This is a genomic window from Acutalibacter sp. JLR.KK004 (assembly GCF_036941085.1).
In the GTDB taxonomy this organism is placed as follows: Bacteria; Bacillota; Clostridia; order Oscillospirales; family Acutalibacteraceae; genus Acutalibacter.
In genome coordinates this window covers 90,440-110,595 of sequence record NZ_JAYMNQ010000001.1, presented here as the reverse complement: position 1 = coordinate 110,595, position 20,156 = coordinate 90,440, and the positions used below count along the sequence as shown (strand labels likewise).

The window sequence follows — 20,156 nt, the reverse complement described above, 5'->3', positions numbered from 1 at the left end:
AATCAAGCGGAACGCTTGCATACCGCAAGCAAAAGCGGTATACTATATAGTGAAAGGATGTGGTTTAAATGGCAAGGACATCAAATGTATTCGCGCGTGTGGAGCCTGAGATCAAAGAGCAGGCGGAACGGGTGCTTGACCAGCTTGGCATACCAATGTCAAATGCGGTCGGTATGTTTTTAAGGCAGGTCGTGCTTCAGCAGGGCATCCCGTTCGAGATGAAGCTGCCGAAGAAGGCGCCGCTTGCATACGGCTCCCTTACAAAAGAGCAGTTTGACGCAGAGATAGGAAAGGGCATGGAGGATATACGGGAAGGCAGGGTATATTCAGCAGATGCAGTGGAAGAAGAAATGCGGCGGGATTACGGGATATGAGCTGGGATATCGTATACACGGCCGGGGCGAGGCGTGATCTGAGGGATATATACGAGTATATTGCATATGAACTGCTTGTGCCGGAAACGGCAGCAGGGCAGACGCAGCGGATCATGAAGGAAATCCGCGCTCTTGATGAGATGCCGATGCGGTTCCGGCTGTACGAAGAAGAACCGTGGCACAGCGAAGGGCTCCGTTTTTTCCCTGTTGATAATTACCTTGTGTTTTATCTGCCGGATGAAACCAGAAACACAGTGAGCATTGTCCGCATCATGTACGGCGGCAGGGATATCCGCAGACAGCTAAGTGAAACAGAAATAGAATACTGAACAGGAGGGCATCTGCCAGAAATGGCGGGTGCTTTTCTTATGCCGTTTGGACTATACAATTTAACTAAACAGGGCGTGGGCAGACAGAAGGCATCGCTTCGGCGGTGTCTTTTGTCTGTCTGTTTTTCGGAAAGGAGCGTGGTTCCTATGGGATTATTCAGCGGATTGTTCAGGGCGAGGGACGCCCCTCAGAACAGGACTTCCGGCAGCACCTATAGCTTTTTCATGGGCGGCAGCACCAGCGGCAAGCGTGTCAATGAACGTTCCTCCATGCAGATGACGGCGGTGTACTCCTGCGTCCGGATACTTTCGGAGGCGGTGGCGGGGCTGCCGCTGCATTTCTATAAATATACGGATAACGGCGGGAAGGAAAAGGCGGCGGACCACCCGCTGTATTTTCTGCTCCATGACGAGCCGAACCCGGAGATGACTTCCTTCGTGTTCCGGGAAACGCTGATGACGCACCTGCTCCTTTGGGGGAATGCCTACTCGCAGATCATCCGCAACGGGAAGGGGGAGGTCATTGCACTGTACCCGCTGATGCCGGACAGGATGACGGTCGACCGGGATGAAAAGGGGCAGCTTTATTATTCCTACCTGACGGGGAACGATGATGCGCCGACCATGAAAGGCAGCACCGTAAATCTGTCCCCTTCGGATGTGCTGCATATCCCCGGACTCGGCTTTGAACGGATAGAAGTCGGCACGGATAATCGGGTGTCTATTAAACTGCGATACCAGGACAAACGCGCCACCTTGATGGAACTGCTGGCATCTGCCGGGAAGGCGGTGGCAATATGACCATCGCTAAGTATCTGCGGCTGTCCGCAGATGATGATATGACAAATAGACGTAAAGCCAAGTTATTTTTTTCGGCATCCATAGTTATGGTCATGACCTCAGCATAGTCTGTTCCTTCGGTTTCAGATAAGAGATTTGCTCGGCAGGTGTGATGCCCATCCCCGTTCGAAATATAAAACACCGTCTGCCACAGATGTCAAGTGACAAACGATGCTTTATATAAAGACGAATAGAATATATATAATTTAATGGGCTCCGTACAGAATTGTTTGAACTAGTTCAACATCGCTTTGATCCAGGCATAGGGAGCGAACACGTTCCAGAGGCCACTCGGATATTTCTTTCACTAACCTTTCCGTTTGTTCTTGGTAATTTTCAATTACATCTTCTTTCACACTCAAATTGTACATGGGGAATTCTCCTATAACTACAAATTTTGATTACATTGCCTCTTCGACCTTTTTCCATAACTGATTCAACTGGATTACTTTCAGTTTTTCACGATCAGTATAAGATGCCACAAGAGGACAACGCAGCCGGGCAGAGGCGCGCTCCCAATGGACAATGCCTCTACTATCTTGTCTTATTATACTACGCCCGCTGCTTAATTTCAACGAAAAGAGGTCAAAAAATTTTCTGGGGCCAATCCCCACAAACTCTTCAAAACTGACTTTCTTTTCCTCATGGGTGATAGAGGCTGAATCGCTATACAATTCAATCGTTTTGCTTTTCGGGTAAGGTTCTATAAAAACCACCCGCGTTATTCCGGCATTGATAATGTGTTTAGCACAATTATGGCAAGGGAACGTGCTGCAATATAAAGTTGCCCCGTTAAGGGATATACCGGAACGCGCACAGGCGATGATAGCCGACATCTCCGCATGGACCGGGCGGCTATACTCTGTTAGGAACTTGATCCTGGATTGCGTGAGAGACTGGCGTACCTGTTCTTTTTCATCTTCATGTCCTTCAAAATTAAAAATATTTACAATCTCGTCAATAATCTGTGAGCGTTCAGCACGATTTGCATCAACCCCCCTGGTGTAGTCCCGTCCGCCATCTTCATCCTTAAAATTTTCGGGGTCAGGCCAGTATTGCCCTCCGCCGAACCTGGCAACCTCATTTGCGCCAGTGGCAATGATTTCCTGGAGGGAATTTGTTATCACAGCGCCGATTTGCCGGCTAAGATCTGCGGAACGCAAGCTGGAAGCATATGCCATAAACATAGCATATTCATCAAACGTCGGCGTAATGAACGGATTGGCAAATATTAAATCGAGAACCCGCGACACCTGAAGGTCAACCTGTTCTTTCAAAAGCCCTTCATTTTTGGTTTTAACCTTTTCCGATGAAGAAGTCAAATTCAAGCTTAAATGGATATCTGCCATTTCAAAGACAGCCCTGGTGTGCTGTCCAAAAGGCTCATCTTCTCCTTCATCCCTTTTCACCAATTTCCTTGCATCGTCCAACCCCATGTTTCTGCGCTCCGTAAGGTTTATACACCTTTGCTCCTCGTTTTCATTAATGGCAACCAGAAAAAAGGAGCTGGAATAAATCTCCCGCAGTATATCTGCTTCCCTGGGGTGTTTCAAAGAGGACACTATGAAAGCGTTGCCAAATGAGTCTTCCCCGTCAGGAGGCGATTCTCCATCCCCAGTCTGGTCCCGGGTGCGCAGAATTAACTCAATAGCAGCCAAGGCAAGAATCCCATATTCCCCTGACGCCCTCCGCATGGTATTGCCGGTGTCCATCAGCTGTGAAATTTTCTGATAAGAAGAATCTGAAGTTTTTCCTCCCTTGCTTACGATCATTTCGGATATTTTAATAACATGTACATGATATTTGAACTCTTTCAGCTTTTCCCCCAACATGCCAATTACAATATCCTCACGAGTTCCAACCGCGTAAGTCAAACCTATTACCAAATCGGTTCGTTTCACATCCGGGATTACCTCAAGGTTCATGTTTCCCATACGATATTCTACCCTCTCCGCATATTTGTTGCTGTAATTATATCACTTCCAAAAAAACTTGTAAAGAGGATTGAAATATAGGATATCCTGTAGTAAAATAAAACTGTATACACAAGAAACGAGGGATACTATGGGTGATGAAATAATTGCCTTCTCTAATGATACAATTTTTATGGAATACGGGCTGGAGGGGGTAGCGGGCCATCAGTTCTCTAATAAAAATCTTATAATAGGGAAAAACGGGGCTGGGAAAACCCGATTCTTAAAAGCGGTAGAGAATTATTATAAACAACACAAAGACAAGCTAGAAGTAATTACCCTTTACTTTCCTGAGACCCGTTCCGGGTTTAGCCCTAATGATGCAGCTGAAAGCGAAGACGAGGTATCCCTCTACGATGCAGTCTATTATGATTCTTCACTTAGCTTTAAAGATTTTTTGAAATTAGCGGAAAAGGACAGCACTGTTTTTTTGGAAGATCTTTTTAATGGCTTAAATATTCATGCAAAAGGGGCAAGGCAAAGAAGACTGGAAGATTTAAAGAAGTTGAATGAATTCTTTTCTGCACTGCTTGGCGGGTTCTTTTTAAATGAGAAGGTAGATGGGCACATCGCCATATCACGGCCAGAAAGATCGTTAAAAACGCAATACCTGGAGGAGTGCCTTCCGCAGCTATCTCCAGGTGAATTGATGCTATTTTACTTAGGCACCTTTTTATTTTACCTACACTATAGCAAAGGGAAAAGAAGGAAAATTGTTTTGCTGATGGACGAGCCGGAGCTTCATCTTCATCCCAAAGCTTTATTGACTATGATTGATATGCTCTATAACTCTGAAGCCATATCCCAGTTGTGGATAGCTACACATTCTATTTTTATCCTTCCGCAGTTTCCTTTTGAGAGTTTGGTTTATCTCGGTCAAAGCAAGGTTTTAAAACGCAATAGCACAACATATCAGCATATCTATAATGATTTGATAGGGTTGGACAATCTTGATATGTACGAACTGCTGCACTCTATGGAAAACTGGGAAAATTACCAGTTTGTTATAGAGAACTTCCTTCTTCCCCAAACAAAGGGAGCTGCCAGTCGTAAAGACGAGCAGACAATAAAAGTTTTAGAAGTCCTCCGCGGGATCCAGGCGGAACGCCCCTTGAAGGTTCTCGATTATGGTGCCGGGAAGTGCCGGGTGTGGGAGTGCCTGAAGTTAGCGGTTCCCGATGCAAAAAAGTTAAATAGCCTTCTTAGCTACGAAGCGTATGACGTTTACCCTGACCCGGAACGGCCCAAAAACGTGGTTTACCACACTTCGCTGAAAGAAGTCACAAATTCGGGTAAATATGATGTAGTCATCTTGATGAATGTACTGCATGAGATTGAGCCGCGAAAATGGTGCAATATTTTTCAACGTATCTGTTCTTTTTTAACCAACGATGGGATTTTGATTTTTCTAGAAGTGCACTCCTTAACAAACGGAGAACAGCCCTATGGGCAAGCAGGATATCTCCTCCTTCGGGATAAGCAGGTTAAACGCTTGTTTCCTCATGCATATCAGAAGGGATTACCGAACACGTTCTCAATAGAGAAAACTAACTGTTGGGTAATACCATCGGAGGATGTTGGCAAAATACGCCCTGTTGCTGTCGTAGAGGCGCTCTATTCTCTAGAAAAAGAGTGCGAAGGATTACTTAAAAAGATTGATGAAGAAAGGATAGAGATTGCACATGACAAACAAATCGATATGAAGGTTCGGAAATCAAATGCCCGCTATTACGCTTTTTTGTCGCAGCAATACATTAACGCACATTTCGCTTACCAACGGTATAAGCAGGAATTAGCTATTGGTAAAGACAGAAGAGATGATAAAAGCCCTGTCAATTCTGATAAGGTTATTTTCCCTGGGCTGACCAAACCATAACTTCAAAATCAATACAGAAATGTTTCTGTAGATGCAACCATGTTTTGCCTATATATAATTTTGATTCAGTATACGGGCCTTTGGTTTTCTACCTATTGTATAGATGGCAAAAATTTCAGAGGTATAGCTATTAGGGGCGGGAAGATGTTATAAGTTTTCTTTGTAGTATGCTAGGGCTTGTTTGAAAAATCAAGGAAGCTGTGCTAAATCAACAAAATGGCGATGGATGCCAAGTAAACAAAGGCGAGAAAAGAAGCGTCCAACTTGTCATATCTGGTGGCAATTCTGCGAAACCATTTGAGCTTCTGGAAGAAGCACTCAACTAAATGGCGCTCTTTATATAACCACCAATCAACCGGCCACGGCTCAGAAACATTGCTCTGAGGCGGGATCACATAGCTGGCTCCCTGTTCTGAGATATAAGCCCGAATCGTTTTTGCCCCATAAGCACGGTCTGCCAATACATTACTGCCGCTGATCTGTACCTTTTCCAGTAGTTCAACAGCATGGACCGAATCATGGTCATGCCCTGCGGACAGCATGAATGCAACCGGGTTTCCCAGTCCATCCACAATAGCATGCAGCTTTGTATTCAGCCCGCCTCTGGTTCGCCCGATTGCTTTATCTGCCGTTTTTTCCCCCTCCGTTGGCACTTTCGTGAACCTTGATACAGGTAGAGTCCAGACTCAGGTTTTCCATATCCGCATCTGCGGACAATGCGCGAAATATGGCTTCCAATGTGCCGTCGTCCCGCCATTTGGCAAATCGGGCGTACACAGACTGCCACGGGCCATACACCTCCGGCAGTTCCCGCCACTGCGCTCCGCTGCGGGCGATCCACAGCATACCATTGAGCATTCTCCGGTCATCTTTCCGGGGCCGGCCGCGTTTCCCTGTTCTTTCCGGCGGAAGCACTGCTTTTACGCGTTCCCATTGTTCCTTTGTCAATTCATATCGTTTCATGCCTCTATTTTATACTTATTCTCAATTTGTGCAATATGCATTTTTCAAACAAGCCCTAATGGTGGTGCGTAGCTTACAATACTTCAAATTTGTTGGTCATAATTTAACACAAGCCAAGATCGTAAGAACAGAACCTGCATAAAAATGTTCTCCATTGCAGGGCCGGTTTTGGTATTTGGAATATGTGCGAGTGCTGTATATGAACTGAGAATCTTCATATTTCAAATTTGGGTACAAAAAAGCCTATTCTTTTTGAGATAGGCTTTTCCCTATTATTTGAACTTTCATTTTGAAAGGAATGGTGGTATAATGATATCAAAGTTGTGTGAAGCCAAACCGTTTAGCTCTACCATAATAGAATATCGTACATGAGGGAGCAACTGTCTAAAAAAGATTTAACCATCCGCAACAGTACTGCTGAATTTCTCATATTTGAAAAATAGTCCCATGCGGATAGCATAGAAGTCCGCTATGAAGGCAAAACCCTTTGGCTGACACAAAAGATGATGGCGCAGCTTTTTGATGTAAGTGTCAAAACAATCAATGAGCATTTGAGAAATATTTTTGAGTCGGGTGAGTTAGAGAGGCAGGCAACTATCCGGAAATTCCAGATAGTTCAAATCGAAGGTTCCCGCCAGGTGACCCGGAACATAGAACATTACAATCTGGACGCCGTTATCTCCGTGGGCTACCGGGTAAACTCCATCCGTGCCACGCAGAGAGCGAGTTCGAGAAGTACTGCGTTGTGCAGGACAGGCTATATGAGAGTGATTTCGGCCGACTGGAAGCAGAGCGTGCCAAGTAGCACAGATAAATGCATATAACATGCATTGTTATTGTGCAATCCCCCAGTTTTGTTGATTCTAACTTGACACAAGCAGAAGGCTTCATCACCGGCCTGGGGGCCAAGCTGTTCACAGTGGCAGGCCCGGTGCTGGTGTTCGGCATTACAGCCAGCGTGGTGTTTGGGCTGGTTTTGTGGATAATTCAACTAATTTAATGTTTTCAATGGGAAGACGCTGTCCAATACGGATGACGTCTTCTTATTTTGACACAGCAAAATGATTCTGCTATTTTATATTGGCCTCCTACAGCACGGGGGAGGCGGTTATAAAAAAACGGAAGGAGGTGCATACCTGATGCGGAAAAATTTTATGAGAGGAGGCTACAGCGCCGTGCAAGGTCTTTTTATATCCATAAAGGCCAGCTATGACGCTCGCAGTTATGGCAGACAACTCGTTTAAGAGTTTGGAAAACCGCAGAGGACGGAAAGAGCGCAGGCGCCAGCAGCTATGGGAAGAGATCCGGCAAAACCAGGGGAGCGGCGGCGTGATTGTGATACCGCCTCCGCCAAAGGCAGGGCCGCAAATGGAGCGGCAAAAACTCCGTGTTGCCGCCTACTGCCGGGTCAGCACACAGGAAGAAGAGCAGATGGGGAGCTTTGATATGCAAGTCCATCATTTTACAAAACGCATCGAGGGCAACCCCCAGTGGGAGATGGCAGGGATTTATCAGGACGAGGGCTTAAGCGCCACCACTGTGCATAAACGCTTAGGCTTTCAAAAGATGATCGAGGACGCTAAAGCAGGGAAAATCGACCTGATACTTACCAAGAGCATCAGCCGTTTTGGCAGGAATATTGTAGATATCCTGGGCAACCTGCGGACGCTGTCCTCCCTGGAGCCGCCTGTTTCAGTAGAATTTGAAACAGAGGGCATCACCCACACCGGCGATGGAAAAAACAGCCTGCTGATTATCCTGCTGTCTGCCCTGGCGGAGATGGAATCCCAGCAAAAAAGCGAGGCTATCAAGGCAGGCATACGCTGGCGCATGGCAGAAGGTGTGTATAAATTTTCTGTCCAAAACACGCTGGGCTATTACCGGGACCATTTTGGCAGGTTAGTCATTGAGCCAACGGAAGCACGGATCGTAAGGTACATATATGAAAGCTGCCTGGAAGGGGCCACCCCTGCTGAAATTGCGGAGGCCCTGACAGAGCAGGGCATAGCGTCGCCTATGCACCGGAACCGCTGGCTGCCCGGGACGGTGCGCAGTATTTTGAAAAACGAACGGTATATGGGCGATGCGCTTCTGCAAAAGGAATACACTACAGATACGGTGCCCTTCCGCAAAAAGCGCAATCACGGGGAAAAGGCCCAGTATTATGTGGAAAACAGCAACCCACCCATTATCAGCAGAGAGGTGTTTCACGCAGCTCAAAAACTGCAAGAATCCAGAATTACAACCACAAAGCGCGAACACAATTCAATTTTGTCTGGTATCCTGCGCTGCCCCGACTGCGGGAGTACCTTCCGCCGACAACTGCTGCGCGGAACGGTGTACTGGATGTGCAGTGATAAAGCAGCAGGCGCTACAAACTGTCAAAGCAGACGTGTGCGAGAAAATGCCGTCTTCGACACCTTCTGCTTGATGGCAGATAAGCTGGCCTCCCACCGGCAAGACCTGCTGGGCACACTCATCCACCAACTGGAGATGATGCAGAATCATGGCAGCGAGAGCCAGGAAAAGATACGGCAGATCGACAAGCAGATAGCCGATTTGAGCGCGCAAAATCTGGTGGTTGCCCGGCTCCACACTAACGGTGTTCTGAACGCCACTGACTTTGCGGCTCAGTTATCGGTCATCAGTAACAAAATCAATGCCTTGCGGCTCGACCGTAAAAAGGCACTATCGGAGGATGAGGACGATGAGTTGATATTCACGCTGAAATCACTGGACGATACCCTGGCAGGATATGTGCCGGGGGCGTCATTTAACCGAGAGCTATTCAAGGAAACAATCCAGAGTATCACGGTCATGGACAACTCGAAGCTGACCTTTCATCTCATCGGCGGGCTGGCCTTCACGGAGCAAATCCCTGAGAATGTGAGGTGTCGCACGGCATGAAAAAGAGGAATGTCCCATTCGGGTATCAGTATCAGAATGGTGTGATAACCACTCATTCACAGGAGGTTTCTGTGCTGAATCGCATTTTCAGCGAGTACCAAAATGGTATGCCTCTGCTGGATATTGCCGACCGGCTGAATGCTGAAAATGTGGAATATCAGCCCGGCGTTACCGGATGGAACAAATCCCGCATTATGCGGCTGATAGAAGATGAGCGATACACCGGCAAAGGTGGCTTTCCAGTGATTAGTGATGAAAGAACGCACCAGGCCATGGTCGAGATAAAAGCCCAAAAGAACACCCAGCACGGTACCGACCGCCGCTCTGAAATTTTCCATATAGATGTGCCAGTAATCTGCCCCACTTGTGGCGGCGAAATGGTTCGACGGCATGACAGCCGATTCAAGAAGTGCCAGCAACGATGGATATGTTCCAATGCGGAGTGCCACACGGTGATTCACAAGGCCGACAGCGACCTGCTCCACGATATAACTGTACTGCTAAACCGGGCGATTGTCAATCCTGAGTTCGTGCAAATCCCTGCCAATAATGAATCCGCTCCAAGTGTGCAGGTTATCAAAATAAAAAATGAAATTGCCCGGACGTTGGACACCCTCGACTATGATAAAAATACCCTGAGAAAGAAAATGCTGGAATGTGTCTCCCTGAAATATACGGATATTGATTCCGCTCCATATAAAGCACATAGGTTGAAAGCGACTCTCGCAGATGCAGAGCCGCTTTCAGCTTTTTCTCTGTCACTTTTCAAGAAAGCTGTGCAAGAAATTCACCTCGAAAAAGAAGGCACAGTAAGTATCAGATTAATAAATGACCAGATGGTCGGGAAGGATGATGAAAATGCAACAGGCGATGGAAATGCCGAAGAAAGTGGTTCGAAAGATACCAGCGAAAATCAACATAGCTGAAGAAATCAAGCAGGCCCATCGGCAGCTCCGGGTGGCGGCTTATTGCCGCGTTTCCACGGCCCAGGAGGAACAGCTGAACAGCTATGACGTGCAAGTCCGGTACTACACCGAGAAAATCAGAAGCGAGCCAAAATGGGCCTTTGTGGGCATCTTTTCGGACAGGGGACTTTCGGGGACAAGCACCAAAAAGCGTGACGAGTTTAACAAGATGATAAAGCAATGTCGGCGCGGCAAAATCGACATGATTATTACCAAGTCCATCAGCCGATTTGCACGGAATACCGCTGACGTTCTCAAGTATGTTCGTATGCTCAAGGAAATTGGCGTGGACATCTTCTTCGAGGAGCAGAACATCCACAGCACCCAGCAGGCATGGATACCGTTTCAGCGAACAGAAAGCCCTGCAGATATATGAGACAGCCTCCAGCCACCCAAGTACCCTTCCCAAGACAGAAGACACAAAACGTCTCATTATATACGCTGTGGATCAACTGAACGCAATCACGGAAACATTATCTTCCATCCAGAACGAGATGCTTTCTCTTGCGTCCGCCCTATATGACTGCTGGGGCTAACAAGTTCTTGCGCATTTATTACGGGACTGTCAAGGCGTATTTGCTGCAAGTGGATCGCTAGCCCCTGATGCTACCCATATCCTTTTTTTGTGAGCTGTTTTTGCATTCTTCTGTTGACAGCTTGCCTTGCTGTTCCCTTTTTTATCTTTTCATTTTTTCGTTTTTCCCTTGATTAGGTATTGACATCACTTGGCAGGTTTTGCAGGTCTCCATATTAACCGACCCCTGATTTTTCGTAAAAAATCTCTCAATTTGCCCCAACGGTCGGCTCTGCCGCCCGATGTCACCTGCGTGGTAGACCCCACGCTTTAACCTGCTTGTCTTTTTGACGGCTTTCTGCACCCTTTGAGGCTGGATAATCTTTCATAGTCCTGCATACCTGCTCTTTATCTGGTCTGGCAACAGTTTACGGTAATTTGGTTATATTACGCTAGTTTTATTTGGCTCTAAATAGCTTTTCGTTGTAAACTCATGCCTGCCAGCTAAAAGAATAACCCCCAGAATTCCCCACCGACCGTTGCTTTTATTCCCCCAAACGGTTATAATTAAGTATACGCTTTTGCAGGATTACACACAAGCTGCGCTGGAGCTGGGAGGATACGCGCATGAAGAGAATTTTGATTATTGAGGACGACGAGGCGATTCGCGCTGGATTATGCCGGTCTTTGGCCTCTGATACGATGGAGGCGGTGGGCGCGGAGGACCTCGCCTCTGCCGCCCAGCGTATAAACGCCCAGCAGTTTGACCTGCTGCTCCTTGACTGCAACCTCCCCGACGGCAACGGCATCGACTTCTGCCGCGAACTCATGCGCAGAATGACAATCCCCGTGATTTTCCTCACCGTGCGGGATTCAGAGATCGACGAGGTAGCCGCCTTTCGTGCCGGGGCTTGCGACTACGTGAAAAAGCCCTTCTCCCTGATGGTGCTGCGGGAGCGGATCGCCGCCCTGCTGGAACGCAGGGAGAAGTGGAGCGACCTGTATGTGGACCGGCGGTATCGGTTCGACTTCGGAGCGATGGACTTTTCCGTGGACGGCGAGAGGGTGTATCTGGGCGCCACAGAGTGCAAGCTGCTGGCGGTGCTGGTGAAGAACGCCGGCCATGTGCTGTCCCGGACGGCCCTGACCGACGCTCTCTGGGAGGGCGGCGAGGAACTGAACGAAAACGCCCTGTCCGTTACAGTCAGCCGCTTGCGGGGCCGGTTAGGTGAGAAAAGCATCAGTACCATTTACGGACTGGGCTATATGTGGGTAGGTGACAAAACATGACGTTGCTTTTCCTCGTTGTTTGGCTCATTCTGACAGTGGTGTTCTGCCTCGTGAACAGTCTTTATGTGGGCAGCATCTGGCCCACGGTTTGCTATGCGGCACTTTCCGGCCTTGTCACCGTGGGCTTTGCGATGTATGAGAAAACGCGGAGGCAAAGGCTGCTGGACGATGTACAGAAGGCGCTGGATGGGAAAGATGATTTTGCCGCCCGGGAAAGCGGCCTTGCCCCGCTGGCCCGGCAGCTCCGGCTGAAACGCGGCCAGGAGGAGGCCCGGGACCGGCGTGTTACCCAGAGCTACCGCAACCTGGCCGCGCTGGTCTCCGACATTGCACACCAGTGCAAAACGCCGTTGACGGCTACACGGATGTACGCCGAATTATTACCACCTTCCGCTGAATCGGCGGCAATCGCCCAGCAGGCCAGCAAGCTACAGTTTCTCCTGGACGCTTTAGTGAAACTCTCTCGTTGTGAGGGTGGGCTTATTGAAGAGAATGTGCATCCCACGAAAGAATCGGTGGAAACATTGGCAGCCCAGGCATTATCAGCCGTTGTGCCGGAAGCTGAGAGGAAAAGCATCGTCCTGTCCGTAGAAATTCCCGAAGGATTGACCGCTTTGCTTGATATGCGCTGGACGGCAGAGGCATTGGGGGCGCTCCTGGATAACAGTGTCAAATACGCGCCGGAAAACTCGAAAATTACCGTTGCGGCTCAACGGTATGAGACATACATCCGGCTAGATGTCCTCGACGAAGGCCCTGGCATCCCCGAGGAGGAACTGCCGGAAATCTGGAAGCGCTTCTATCGCGGCAAAACCAACCGGAACGCCTCTGGCGTTGGCATCGGCCTTACCCTGTGCCGTATGATCGTGCAGGCCCAGAACGGCCGGGCGCTCTGTGAAAACCGGGAAGGCGGTGGGTGCCGGTTCAGCATTTTCCTGCCTGCCGGGTAGGAATCTTTCAAAACTGAAAGATTTCGTTACGGTCTGGAAAGATTCGTTTGCTATAATGATGAAAAATCAAAAGAAAGGGTACAATCATGCTTATACAAACGAATCAGCTGACAAGGGTTTACGGAAACGGAGAAAATGCACTGCGGGCCCTGGATAGGGTAACGCTATCTGTAGAGCGCGGTGCGTTTGTTTCTGTGGTGGGTTCCAGTGGCAGCGGCAAGAGCACGCTTTTGCACCTGCTGGGGGGCATTGACTGTCCCACAGAAGGCACAGTCACCATCGATGGCACGGACCTCTACTCCCTCAAGCCCGACGAGCTCACCGTGTTCCGGCGGCGCTACATCGGCTTCGTGTTCCAAAGCTACAACCTGATCCCCGGGCTGAATGTCTGGGAAAACATTGTCCTGCCCCTGGGGTTGGACAAGCTGAAAGCCGACCCGGAGGAAACCGAACAGCTTCTCTCCACCCTTGGCATTTACGAAAAAAGGTATGCCCTGCCCTCCCAACTCTCCGGCGGGCAACAGCAACGAGTGGCCATCGCCCGAGCCCTTGCCACAAAGCCCCACATCGTCCTGGCCGACGAGCCCACAGGGAACCTTGACAGCAAGACCAGCCTTGAAGTCATGCTCCTTTTGGAAAAGCTCAACCGGGAGCTGTCCCAGACCATTGTCATGATAACCCACAGCGAGGAGCTGGCTCAGATGACCGCCCGGCGCATACGCATCGAGGACGGGCGCATTATTTCCGATAGCGGGGAGGGCTCAAAATGATTTTCCGGCTTGCCCGCTTGCAGATACGCTCCCACCGGCTGCGCACCGGGTTTGTGGCAGTGGCGGTGGTGCTTACGGCAGTGCTGTACATGACGGTAATCAGCTTTGCCTACTGCGCTGTAGATTCCATCCAGCTCTCCAAAATGCTGGCGTTTACCTCCGATGTGCACGCGTTGATCGTTGATACCGGATATTCTATCTCCGGGGAAGCCTTGCGGGAGGAAATTCAGAGCGCCCCCGAGGTCTCGGAAACATTTCTTGCAGCGTATGCCCCTGTGCACTGGGAGGAGCCGGCAGAGGCGAACAGCATAAGGCAAGGGTTTGGGATGGCTTTTGTGGACAGGGAGGGCATCCTTCCCCACCACTTTATGACAATGACCGAGGGCCGGTTCCCCCAAAGGTTAGACGATATTATGCTCTGCCGGGAAGCGTTCCCCACGCTTTCCATTGGCGATCAGGTCCGTTTCTTTATTATAAGCGCGTATACCCCAGAGCCGATGGTGAGGGAGAGGACCTACACGGTTTCTGGTTTCTATCACAGCGACGCGGATTCCCCGCCCCCGGCGGTAGCGCTGTATGGAGAGAACGTGGCAGAGGAATTGGAACTGAGCGTCATGATGAACTTTCACAGCAGCTTCGGGATAGAGCAGCGGCTGGAGGCGGTGACAGAGCGGCTTTCCCAATGGGAGGTCCCGGGAGAGGAGCAGCGCACCCAAATCAACGGAGCCTATGTGGGTGCGGATTTGGGCAACTTACTCCAGCCGGGCAACGTTCTGCTGATACTCTTGGTGATAGGAGTGCTGTTCTTCGCGGCGTTTTTGCTCATCTACAACGTCTATTCCATCGCGCTGACCCAGGATATGCGCGCCTTCGGGCTCTTGAAGGTCATCGGCACGACCCATCGGCAGATGAAAAAGCTGACGCTGATGCAGACCGGGCTTATTGCCTGCGGGGCGCTGCCCGTGGGGCTTCTGCTGGGATATTTCATTGGGTTCCGGCTGCTCGCCCCTGTGTTTATGAGCATGAGCGGAGAGGTGCTGCCCTATCGGTTCAGCCCGATTATTGTCCTGCTCAGCGGGGGGCTTACGCTGTTTACGCTGTTCTTCTCGGCGCTCCGGCCCCTGGCGCGTATCAAGAAAATGACGCCCATACAGTCGGTTTCGGCTGAACTGGAAAGCAAAGCTCCCAAAAAGGAAAAGCGCAGGGAAGCCCCCGCCTCCCCCAGAAGCCTGGCTATGGCGGGGCTGCGTCGAAGCCGTGGCCGGATGCTGGTCACTTCCCTCTCGGCGGTGGTGTCCGTGCTGCTGTTTGTGATGGTGGGTGGGCTTACGGATATGATTGTGGACGTGGAAAGGGTCGGGATGTTCGACGTGGAGCTGGGGCTGGGGCTGGGGAACCGCAGTGGCCATATCCCTGATGCACTTACGCAAATCTCAAGCTTCATTGCGGTGGAGCCGGATATGATTGAGAAGTTTGCCGCGTCTGATACCGTGGAGGAAATGCAGTTTCTGCGCTTTGGGCAGGTAGAGGCAGATATTTCTCCCAGTCTGGAAGAGAGCCTTCGCTCGTTTCTGGCGCAAAAAACAGAATATGAGTGGGAGCGTGAGAAGTACCAGGATATTCTTGACAGCGGCAGGATAAAAACCGCCGTTCTCTCCATCCCCGACCAGCTCTGCCGGGATATTGTGGTGTACCGGGATGATAGAAGCAAGTCTTTTCACTATGACGGGGAGGAACTGTACGACGGCAAACATGTCCTGTGCGTTTTCACAAAAAACGAGCTGGAGATTCTCCCGGATATACAGTTTTCCCCTGGGGAGGCGCTTTCCTCAGACGGCTTAAAAAGAGAATATGAAGTCATCCCTGCGGAGCTGTCCTCTGGCCTCTGGACAGCTCTGGCGGAAATTTGCGGGGATCCCATGGCGAATCACTTCGGCGTGGAGGAAGTGTATTTCCTGCTGCCCGAGAGCGTCTTTGAGAGAGAGTTCCCGGACGCCCCTGTGTTCAAGGTGCTTGTGAACGCGAAAGAGGGCCGAGAGGACGCGCTTCTTAAAGAGGCGCAAGCCCTGACAGAGGGTCGTAGAGTCGGTTCCGGCGACACAAGTTTCAGCTATCTTTTGGGCGGAAAGCTCCTGGACCTAGAGAAATTGCAGGAACGGCTCGGGGCCATACAACTGACAGGGTACAGTCTTTGCGGAATCATCTTCCTAATTGGGCTTTTGAACATGGTGAACAGCGCCCTTACATCTACGGTACTGCGGCGGCGGGAGTTCGCCATGCTGGAGACTGTAGGCATGACCCACGCACAACTTCGCCGGATGCTGCTGTATGAAAACAGCGTGGGCGGGTTGTTCGGCCTGGTGGCGTTTACGGTTGGGTCGGCTCTCTCTTATGCGCTGCTGGCGCAGATATTCGACGTGAAAGTTTCCGCGATATCCTTGCCTGCGGCGGGGATACTGGTCCTGCTGTTTGTTGTCGGGTGGGTCACAGCGGAACTATCCTTCCGAGCGGCGACTAAAGCTTCATTGACCGAGCGGGTGAAGTGGGAGGAATGATGGGGAAGGATCGTGCTTGAAGCTATCGTTTTTTTATGCTATACTGAAATCACAAAGGGAGGATTCTCCATGACGCGAAAGGTTTACACAATCAATGAAATCAAAGGTATCGTTGCGCCAATTGCAAAAAAGCATGGCGTAAAAAAGGTGTATCTATTTGGCTCTTATGCCCGGGGCGAAGCCACTCCCTCCAGTGATGTTGACCTCTGCGTGGACGCTCCTGCCCTGCGTGGGCTATTTGCTCTGGGCGCGCTATATGCCGACTTTGAAGAGGCCCTTGGGAAAGGACTAGACATGGTCACCGCCAATACTTTAGGCAAGGAAACGAATATTGTATTCACGGAAAATCTACGAAAGGATCAGGTGCTGATTTATGAGCTTGCCCAGTAAAGACCGGCAGATTTTGGAGCATATCTTGCAGTATTGCCACAAAATCGACCGTACTGTGGAGCGCTTTGGAGATTCATTTTAGGTGTTTGCGGATGATTCGGATTATGCGGATTCTGTCGGTATGAACCTACTGCAAATTGGCGAATTGACCGGCCGATTTTCAGAGGATTTTGTGGCACGGTCAAAGGAGTTGGGTATCAACTGGCGGGCAATCAAAAATATGCGGAATATGTTTGCCCATGATTACGGAGCTATGGATATGGAACGGGTCTGGGTGACTGTTACGGAGGATGTGCCAGAGTTGGAGGCCTTTTGTGAAGCGCAGTTGAAGGATGAACTTTTCTGAGTTATCTTTGTTTAGCGGCACAAATTTTGAGCTGAGCGTCGATTTTTCGGGGCTGAGATTTTGGGATAGCATCAATAAAGCATCAAAAGTTTGCGGGGCGTGTGATTTGAGGTTGCGTTTGCCTTAACCGCGCGGAAAGCTGGTTGTTGTATGTTCATCCATGCCTTTCCCAAACGTTCGCTTCCGAACGTTTATCCACCTCCAAAACCGCGTGCCGAGGGTTCGAATCCTTCTGCCCCTGCCATACCAGAGTCATACGAACCCAGCTACAATCTACTTTGTAGGCCCGGCGTTCGTGTTGGCCATGATGTTGCCCAAAGAATGAGGCAATTAGAAAAGCACTCGGTGAAAACCGGGTGCTTTTTCTTTTGCATATAATCCAGAGGCGGGAAGGAGTGAAAAAACCAGGATAGCGGTACACACGCCAATGTTACCCCGCTATCCTCTCGATGCCTCAAACAAGGCGGGCCGGGGAAACCTGCCCCCGGCTACCTTGATTTTAACAGAGCAGGAACCAAAAATCAAGGAGGTAAATTAAAAATGTGTATTGAAAACACCACCGAGGCCGCAATGGCGACCAAAGACCAGGAGCGGGGAGTCCTGCAGCAGATCAAAGCTCTGGTGGCCGCCCTGGGGCCGGACAGCTACATCGCCACCGCTTTCCGCGGCGTGTTCGACATCGCGGAGGAGAATATCGAGAACGACTTCTCCGGGAACCCGGTAGAGCAGGCGCAGGATCTGGGAGAGCAGCTGGCCCAGCGCACCGTGCAGGTGGGCCAACTGGCCGGGGAGCGGGACGAGTACAAGGCCAGGGCCGAGGCGGCTGAAGCCCAGCTGATCGTCCTTAAGGCCAAACTGTACGACTATATGACGGCCTAAAGAAATACACACAAGGGGGGAGTCAAATTTGACTTCCCTTTGCTATTCCCTGCCGCTTTCCTGTTGTTCCGCCAGCTCCGGCTCGATGATATCCTCTATGTGGCAGCCCAGCACCTGGGCTACCTTATAAAGCTGATACACATCCCTGGGGAGCCGTGTCCTACGGCCCCAGGCGTCCAGTGTGGGCAGCGGCACCCCGCTCCGCCGGGAGAGCTCTGAGCGGGATATCCCCAACTCCAGGCACTTCTTATCTATGGGTGTGGTATTTGCGGCTGCGGACAATCTTGGCATTTAGGCCCCTCCTCCCATTTTACTTTATTATATGCGTATGTATGGCAAAAGTCAAGCCGGCATATACACCAGGAGAATAGCAGAATGTTTGTGCGCCTTAGCGGCTTGTATTCAGTGCGTGTGTATGGTAATATACAGACACAATCAAACCACGGAGGTAAACAAAATGAACGCGAAACTTGCTAAAATGGTCGAGGACATGAAGAAGCAAACCATCGGTGTGGAGATCGAAATGGCCGGGATCACCCGGCAGGAGGCCGCTAAGGTGGTAGCAAAATATTTCGGCACCGAGCGCACTGTGCGGCATGAGGCTGGCAGTTACGATTCCTGGAGCTGCCAGGATCGGCAGGGCCGGGTGTGGAAAATCACACGGGATTCCAGCATCCGGGCCGCCCGCGACGCCGAGAAGACCGAGCTGGGCACTCCGATCCTCACTTATGACGACCTGGAGGACTTGCAGGAAGTCGCCCGCCAGCTCCGTCACGCTGGAGCGGTCAGCAATCCGGCCCACGGCTGTGGGGTGCATATCCACATCGGAGCCAACGGCCACACTCCCGCTTCCCTGCGGAACCTGGCGAACCTGATGGCCAGCCACGAGAGCCTGCTGGCCAGCGCCCTGAATCTCGACCAGGGCCGGATGGAGGACTACTGCAGAACCGTTGACCCCCGCTTTCTGGAGCGGCTGAACCGGGAAAAGCCCAGCACGATGTCGGCCTTGTCCGATGTGTGGTATGAAAGCCAGAACGCTGACTGGGGCCGGAGCCACCACTACAATTCCAGCCGCTACCATATGCTGAACCTCCACGCCACCTTTACCCACGGCACTGTTGAATTCCGGCTTTTCCAGTTTGACAACCCCGGTGAGGGCCGCAAGGGCGGGATCCACGCCGGTCAGCTCAAGACCTACATCCAGCTGTGCCTGGCCCTGAGCCAGATGGCAAAGGCCGCCAAGAGCGCCAGCCCCCGGCCCCAGCAGAACGAAAACCCCCGGTACGCAATGCGGACTTGGCTGCTCCGCCTAGGCTTCATCGGTGAGGAATTCAAAACGGCCCGCGAAATCCTCACCCGGCGCCTGAGCGGCGACACCGCTTTCCGGCACACCAGCCGCCCTACCGCTTGAAGGACTTAGGTTAAACGCCCCATCGAGAACCCGCCAAAAGGCGGGCTTTCGGTGGTAGGAGAACTATGTTATAATAAACTCGAAAGGAATGTTGAACCGTGAAAAAATACTACCTTGCTTATGGAAGCAATCTGAACCGGGAGCAGATGGCGTACCGCTGCCCCAATGCCCGGCCTGTGGGCACCGCCCAGTTGGAGGGCTGGCGGCTGGTGTTCCGCGGGAGCGGATCCGGGAACTACCTCACCATCGAACCCGCCCCCGACTGCACCGTGCCGGTGGCCGTATGGGCCGTTACAAAGGCCGACGAGGCGGCGCTGGATCGCTACGAGGGCTATCCTGTGTTCTACCGCAAAGAAACCCTTGCCATCACCTGCACCGGCCTTAAAACGGCTCAGGAGCGGCAAGTGGAGGCTTTTGTTTATCTCATGAACGACGGGCACCCGGCGGGCCTGCCCACCACCCGGTATATGGACACCTGCGAGGTGGGCTACCGGGACTTTGGCTTTGACCCCGAGGCGCTGCTGGAGGCCAGGGCATACACCAGGGAGGTGATGGCACTTGAAAGAAACGAGTGGTAATTTGTTCAAGTTGACGGTTTGCCCCAAATGCGGCAAGCCCTACCGAGGCGCCCCTGCGATCTCTCGGGACAGCACACAGCTTATCTGCCCGGACTGCGGCACCCGCGAGGCCCTGGAGGGGCTGGGCTTGAGCCAAGAGGAGCAGGATCACATTCTGGGGAATATACACCGATATCAGGAGGAGCAGGAGTAAAGGCATGGAGCGGTCGAGTTGGCGAGCCAACTCGTGGGCCGCTCCTTTTTTGC

21 protein-coding genes and 1 pseudogene are annotated in these 20,156 nt (G+C 51.0%); 19 read left to right on the top strand and 3 right to left on the bottom strand.

Annotated elements, in window-relative coordinates; genetic code table 11:
* Window positions 1–68 precede the first annotated feature (68 nt).
* The 3 genes from VSQ30_RS00640 to VSQ30_RS00630 all read left to right on the top strand — a co-directional run bounded on the left by VSQ30_RS00640 (window position 69) and on the right by VSQ30_RS00630 (window position 1,504).
* Window positions 69–374 carry a type II toxin-antitoxin system RelB/DinJ family antitoxin gene (locus VSQ30_RS00640; protein ID WP_016289663.1) on the top strand — a complete coding sequence of 102 codons (306 nt, stop codon included), beginning with the start codon at window positions 69–71 and terminating at the stop codon, window positions 372–374.
* Entirely contained in the window at window positions 371–703 is a 333-nt protein-coding gene (locus VSQ30_RS00635; RefSeq protein WP_016289662.1) for a type II toxin-antitoxin system RelE/ParE family toxin, read from the top strand. Before VSQ30_RS00640 ends, VSQ30_RS00635 begins: the two co-directional genes overlap by 4 nt.
* Before the next feature lie 147 nt (window positions 704–850).
* Complete coding sequence (locus VSQ30_RS00630; protein ID WP_502876158.1) at window positions 851–1,504, top strand: phage portal protein; 654 nt, start codon at window positions 851–853, stop codon at window positions 1,502–1,504.
* A gap of 440 nt (window positions 1,505–1,944) precedes the next feature.
* On the opposite strand, the gene VSQ30_RS00625 is transcribed toward VSQ30_RS00630, so the two are convergent.
* Window positions 1,945–3,477, bottom strand: coding sequence for an anti-phage dCTP deaminase (locus VSQ30_RS00625; protein WP_334461349.1), 1,533 nt, complete (start codon window positions 3,475–3,477; stop codon window positions 1,945–1,947).
* Window positions 3,478–3,607: 130 nt separating this feature from the next.
* Between VSQ30_RS00625 and VSQ30_RS00620 the strand changes: the two genes are divergently transcribed.
* Window positions 3,608–5,392: an AAA family ATPase gene (locus VSQ30_RS00620; RefSeq protein ID WP_334461348.1), complete on the top strand. Its 1,785-nt coding sequence runs from the start codon at window positions 3,608–3,610 to the stop codon at window positions 5,390–5,392.
* Between the two features lie 203 nt (window positions 5,393–5,595).
* On the opposite strand, the pseudogene VSQ30_RS00615 reads toward VSQ30_RS00620, so the two are convergent.
* Window positions 5,596–6,355, bottom strand: a pseudogene (locus VSQ30_RS00615) (IS5 family transposase).
* A gap of 503 nt (window positions 6,356–6,858) precedes the next feature.
* Here VSQ30_RS00615 and rhuM point away from each other — a divergent pair.
* From rhuM to VSQ30_RS00555, 12 genes are all read left to right on the top strand, one after another.
* Entirely contained in the window at window positions 6,859–7,179 is a 321-nt protein-coding gene (gene rhuM, locus VSQ30_RS00610) for a RhuM family protein (protein ID WP_334461347.1), read from the top strand.
* Window positions 7,180–7,223: 44 nt separating this feature from the next.
* On the top strand, window positions 7,224–7,355 hold the full coding sequence (locus VSQ30_RS00605; RefSeq protein WP_334461345.1) for a SpoVA/SpoVAEb family sporulation membrane protein: 132 nt from the start codon (window positions 7,224–7,226) through the stop codon (window positions 7,353–7,355).
* A 209-nt stretch (window positions 7,356–7,564) separates the two neighbouring features.
* Window positions 7,565–9,262, top strand: a complete 1,698-nt coding sequence (locus VSQ30_RS00600; protein WP_334461343.1) for a recombinase family protein — start codon at window positions 7,565–7,567, stop codon at window positions 9,260–9,262.
* A 71-nt stretch (window positions 9,263–9,333) separates the two neighbouring features.
* On the top strand, window positions 9,334–10,188 hold the full coding sequence (locus VSQ30_RS00595; RefSeq protein WP_334461341.1) for a recombinase family protein: 855 nt from the start codon (window positions 9,334–9,336) through the stop codon (window positions 10,186–10,188).
* A complete protein-coding gene (locus tag VSQ30_RS00590; RefSeq protein ID WP_334461339.1) occupies window positions 10,139–10,603 on the top strand; it encodes a recombinase family protein in 465 nt (154 codons plus the stop codon). Before VSQ30_RS00595 ends, VSQ30_RS00590 begins: the two co-directional genes overlap by 50 nt.
* Before the next feature lie 765 nt (window positions 10,604–11,368).
* Complete coding sequence (locus VSQ30_RS00585) at window positions 11,369–12,031, top strand: response regulator transcription factor (RefSeq protein ID WP_334461337.1); 663 nt, start codon at window positions 11,369–11,371, stop codon at window positions 12,029–12,031.
* Window positions 12,028–12,981: a sensor histidine kinase gene (locus tag VSQ30_RS00580; RefSeq protein WP_334461335.1), complete on the top strand. Its 954-nt coding sequence runs from the start codon at window positions 12,028–12,030 to the stop codon at window positions 12,979–12,981. Before VSQ30_RS00585 ends, VSQ30_RS00580 begins: the two co-directional genes overlap by 4 nt.
* An 83-nt stretch (window positions 12,982–13,064) precedes the next feature.
* Window positions 13,065–13,751 (top strand): ABC transporter ATP-binding protein, encoded by a 687-nt coding sequence (locus VSQ30_RS00575; protein ID WP_334464751.1) that lies wholly within the window; start codon window positions 13,065–13,067, stop codon window positions 13,749–13,751.
* Window positions 13,748–16,306, top strand: coding sequence for an ABC transporter permease (locus VSQ30_RS00570; RefSeq protein ID WP_334461334.1), 2,559 nt, complete (start codon window positions 13,748–13,750; stop codon window positions 16,304–16,306). The genes VSQ30_RS00575 and VSQ30_RS00570 overlap by 4 nt, the downstream gene beginning before the upstream one ends.
* Window positions 16,307–16,318: 12 nt before the next feature.
* On the top strand, window positions 16,319–16,696 hold the full coding sequence (locus tag VSQ30_RS00565; protein ID WP_334461333.1) for a nucleotidyltransferase family protein: 378 nt from the start codon (window positions 16,319–16,321) through the stop codon (window positions 16,694–16,696).
* Window positions 16,697–16,778: 82 nt separating this feature from the next.
* Window positions 16,779–17,042, top strand: a complete 264-nt coding sequence (locus tag VSQ30_RS00560; protein ID WP_334461332.1) for a HepT-like ribonuclease domain-containing protein — start codon at window positions 16,779–16,781, stop codon at window positions 17,040–17,042.
* Window positions 17,043–17,582: 540 nt separating this feature from the next.
* Entirely contained in the window at window positions 17,583–17,921 is a 339-nt protein-coding gene (locus VSQ30_RS00555) for a hypothetical protein (protein WP_334461330.1), read from the top strand.
* 42 nt (window positions 17,922–17,963) lie between these two features.
* Here the strand turns inward: VSQ30_RS00555 and VSQ30_RS00550 are convergent, their stop codons facing one another.
* Window positions 17,964–18,212, bottom strand: a complete 249-nt coding sequence (locus VSQ30_RS00550; RefSeq protein ID WP_334461327.1) for a helix-turn-helix domain-containing protein — start codon at window positions 18,210–18,212, stop codon at window positions 17,964–17,966.
* A gap of 166 nt (window positions 18,213–18,378) precedes the next feature.
* Here VSQ30_RS00550 and VSQ30_RS00545 point away from each other — a divergent pair, with 166 nt between their 5' ends.
* The 3 genes from VSQ30_RS00545 to VSQ30_RS00535 all read left to right on the top strand — a co-directional run bounded on the left by VSQ30_RS00545 (window position 18,379) and on the right by VSQ30_RS00535 (window position 20,103).
* Complete coding sequence (locus VSQ30_RS00545) at window positions 18,379–19,332, top strand: amidoligase family protein (RefSeq protein ID WP_334461326.1); 954 nt, start codon at window positions 18,379–18,381, stop codon at window positions 19,330–19,332.
* Between the two features lie 98 nt (window positions 19,333–19,430).
* Window positions 19,431–19,910 (top strand): gamma-glutamylcyclotransferase family protein, encoded by a 480-nt coding sequence (locus VSQ30_RS00540; protein ID WP_334461325.1) that lies wholly within the window; start codon window positions 19,431–19,433, stop codon window positions 19,908–19,910.
* On the top strand, window positions 19,891–20,103 hold the full coding sequence (locus VSQ30_RS00535) for a hypothetical protein (protein WP_334461323.1): 213 nt from the start codon (window positions 19,891–19,893) through the stop codon (window positions 20,101–20,103). The genes VSQ30_RS00540 and VSQ30_RS00535 overlap by 20 nt, the downstream gene beginning before the upstream one ends.
* Window positions 20,104–20,156: the final 53 nt, after the last annotated feature.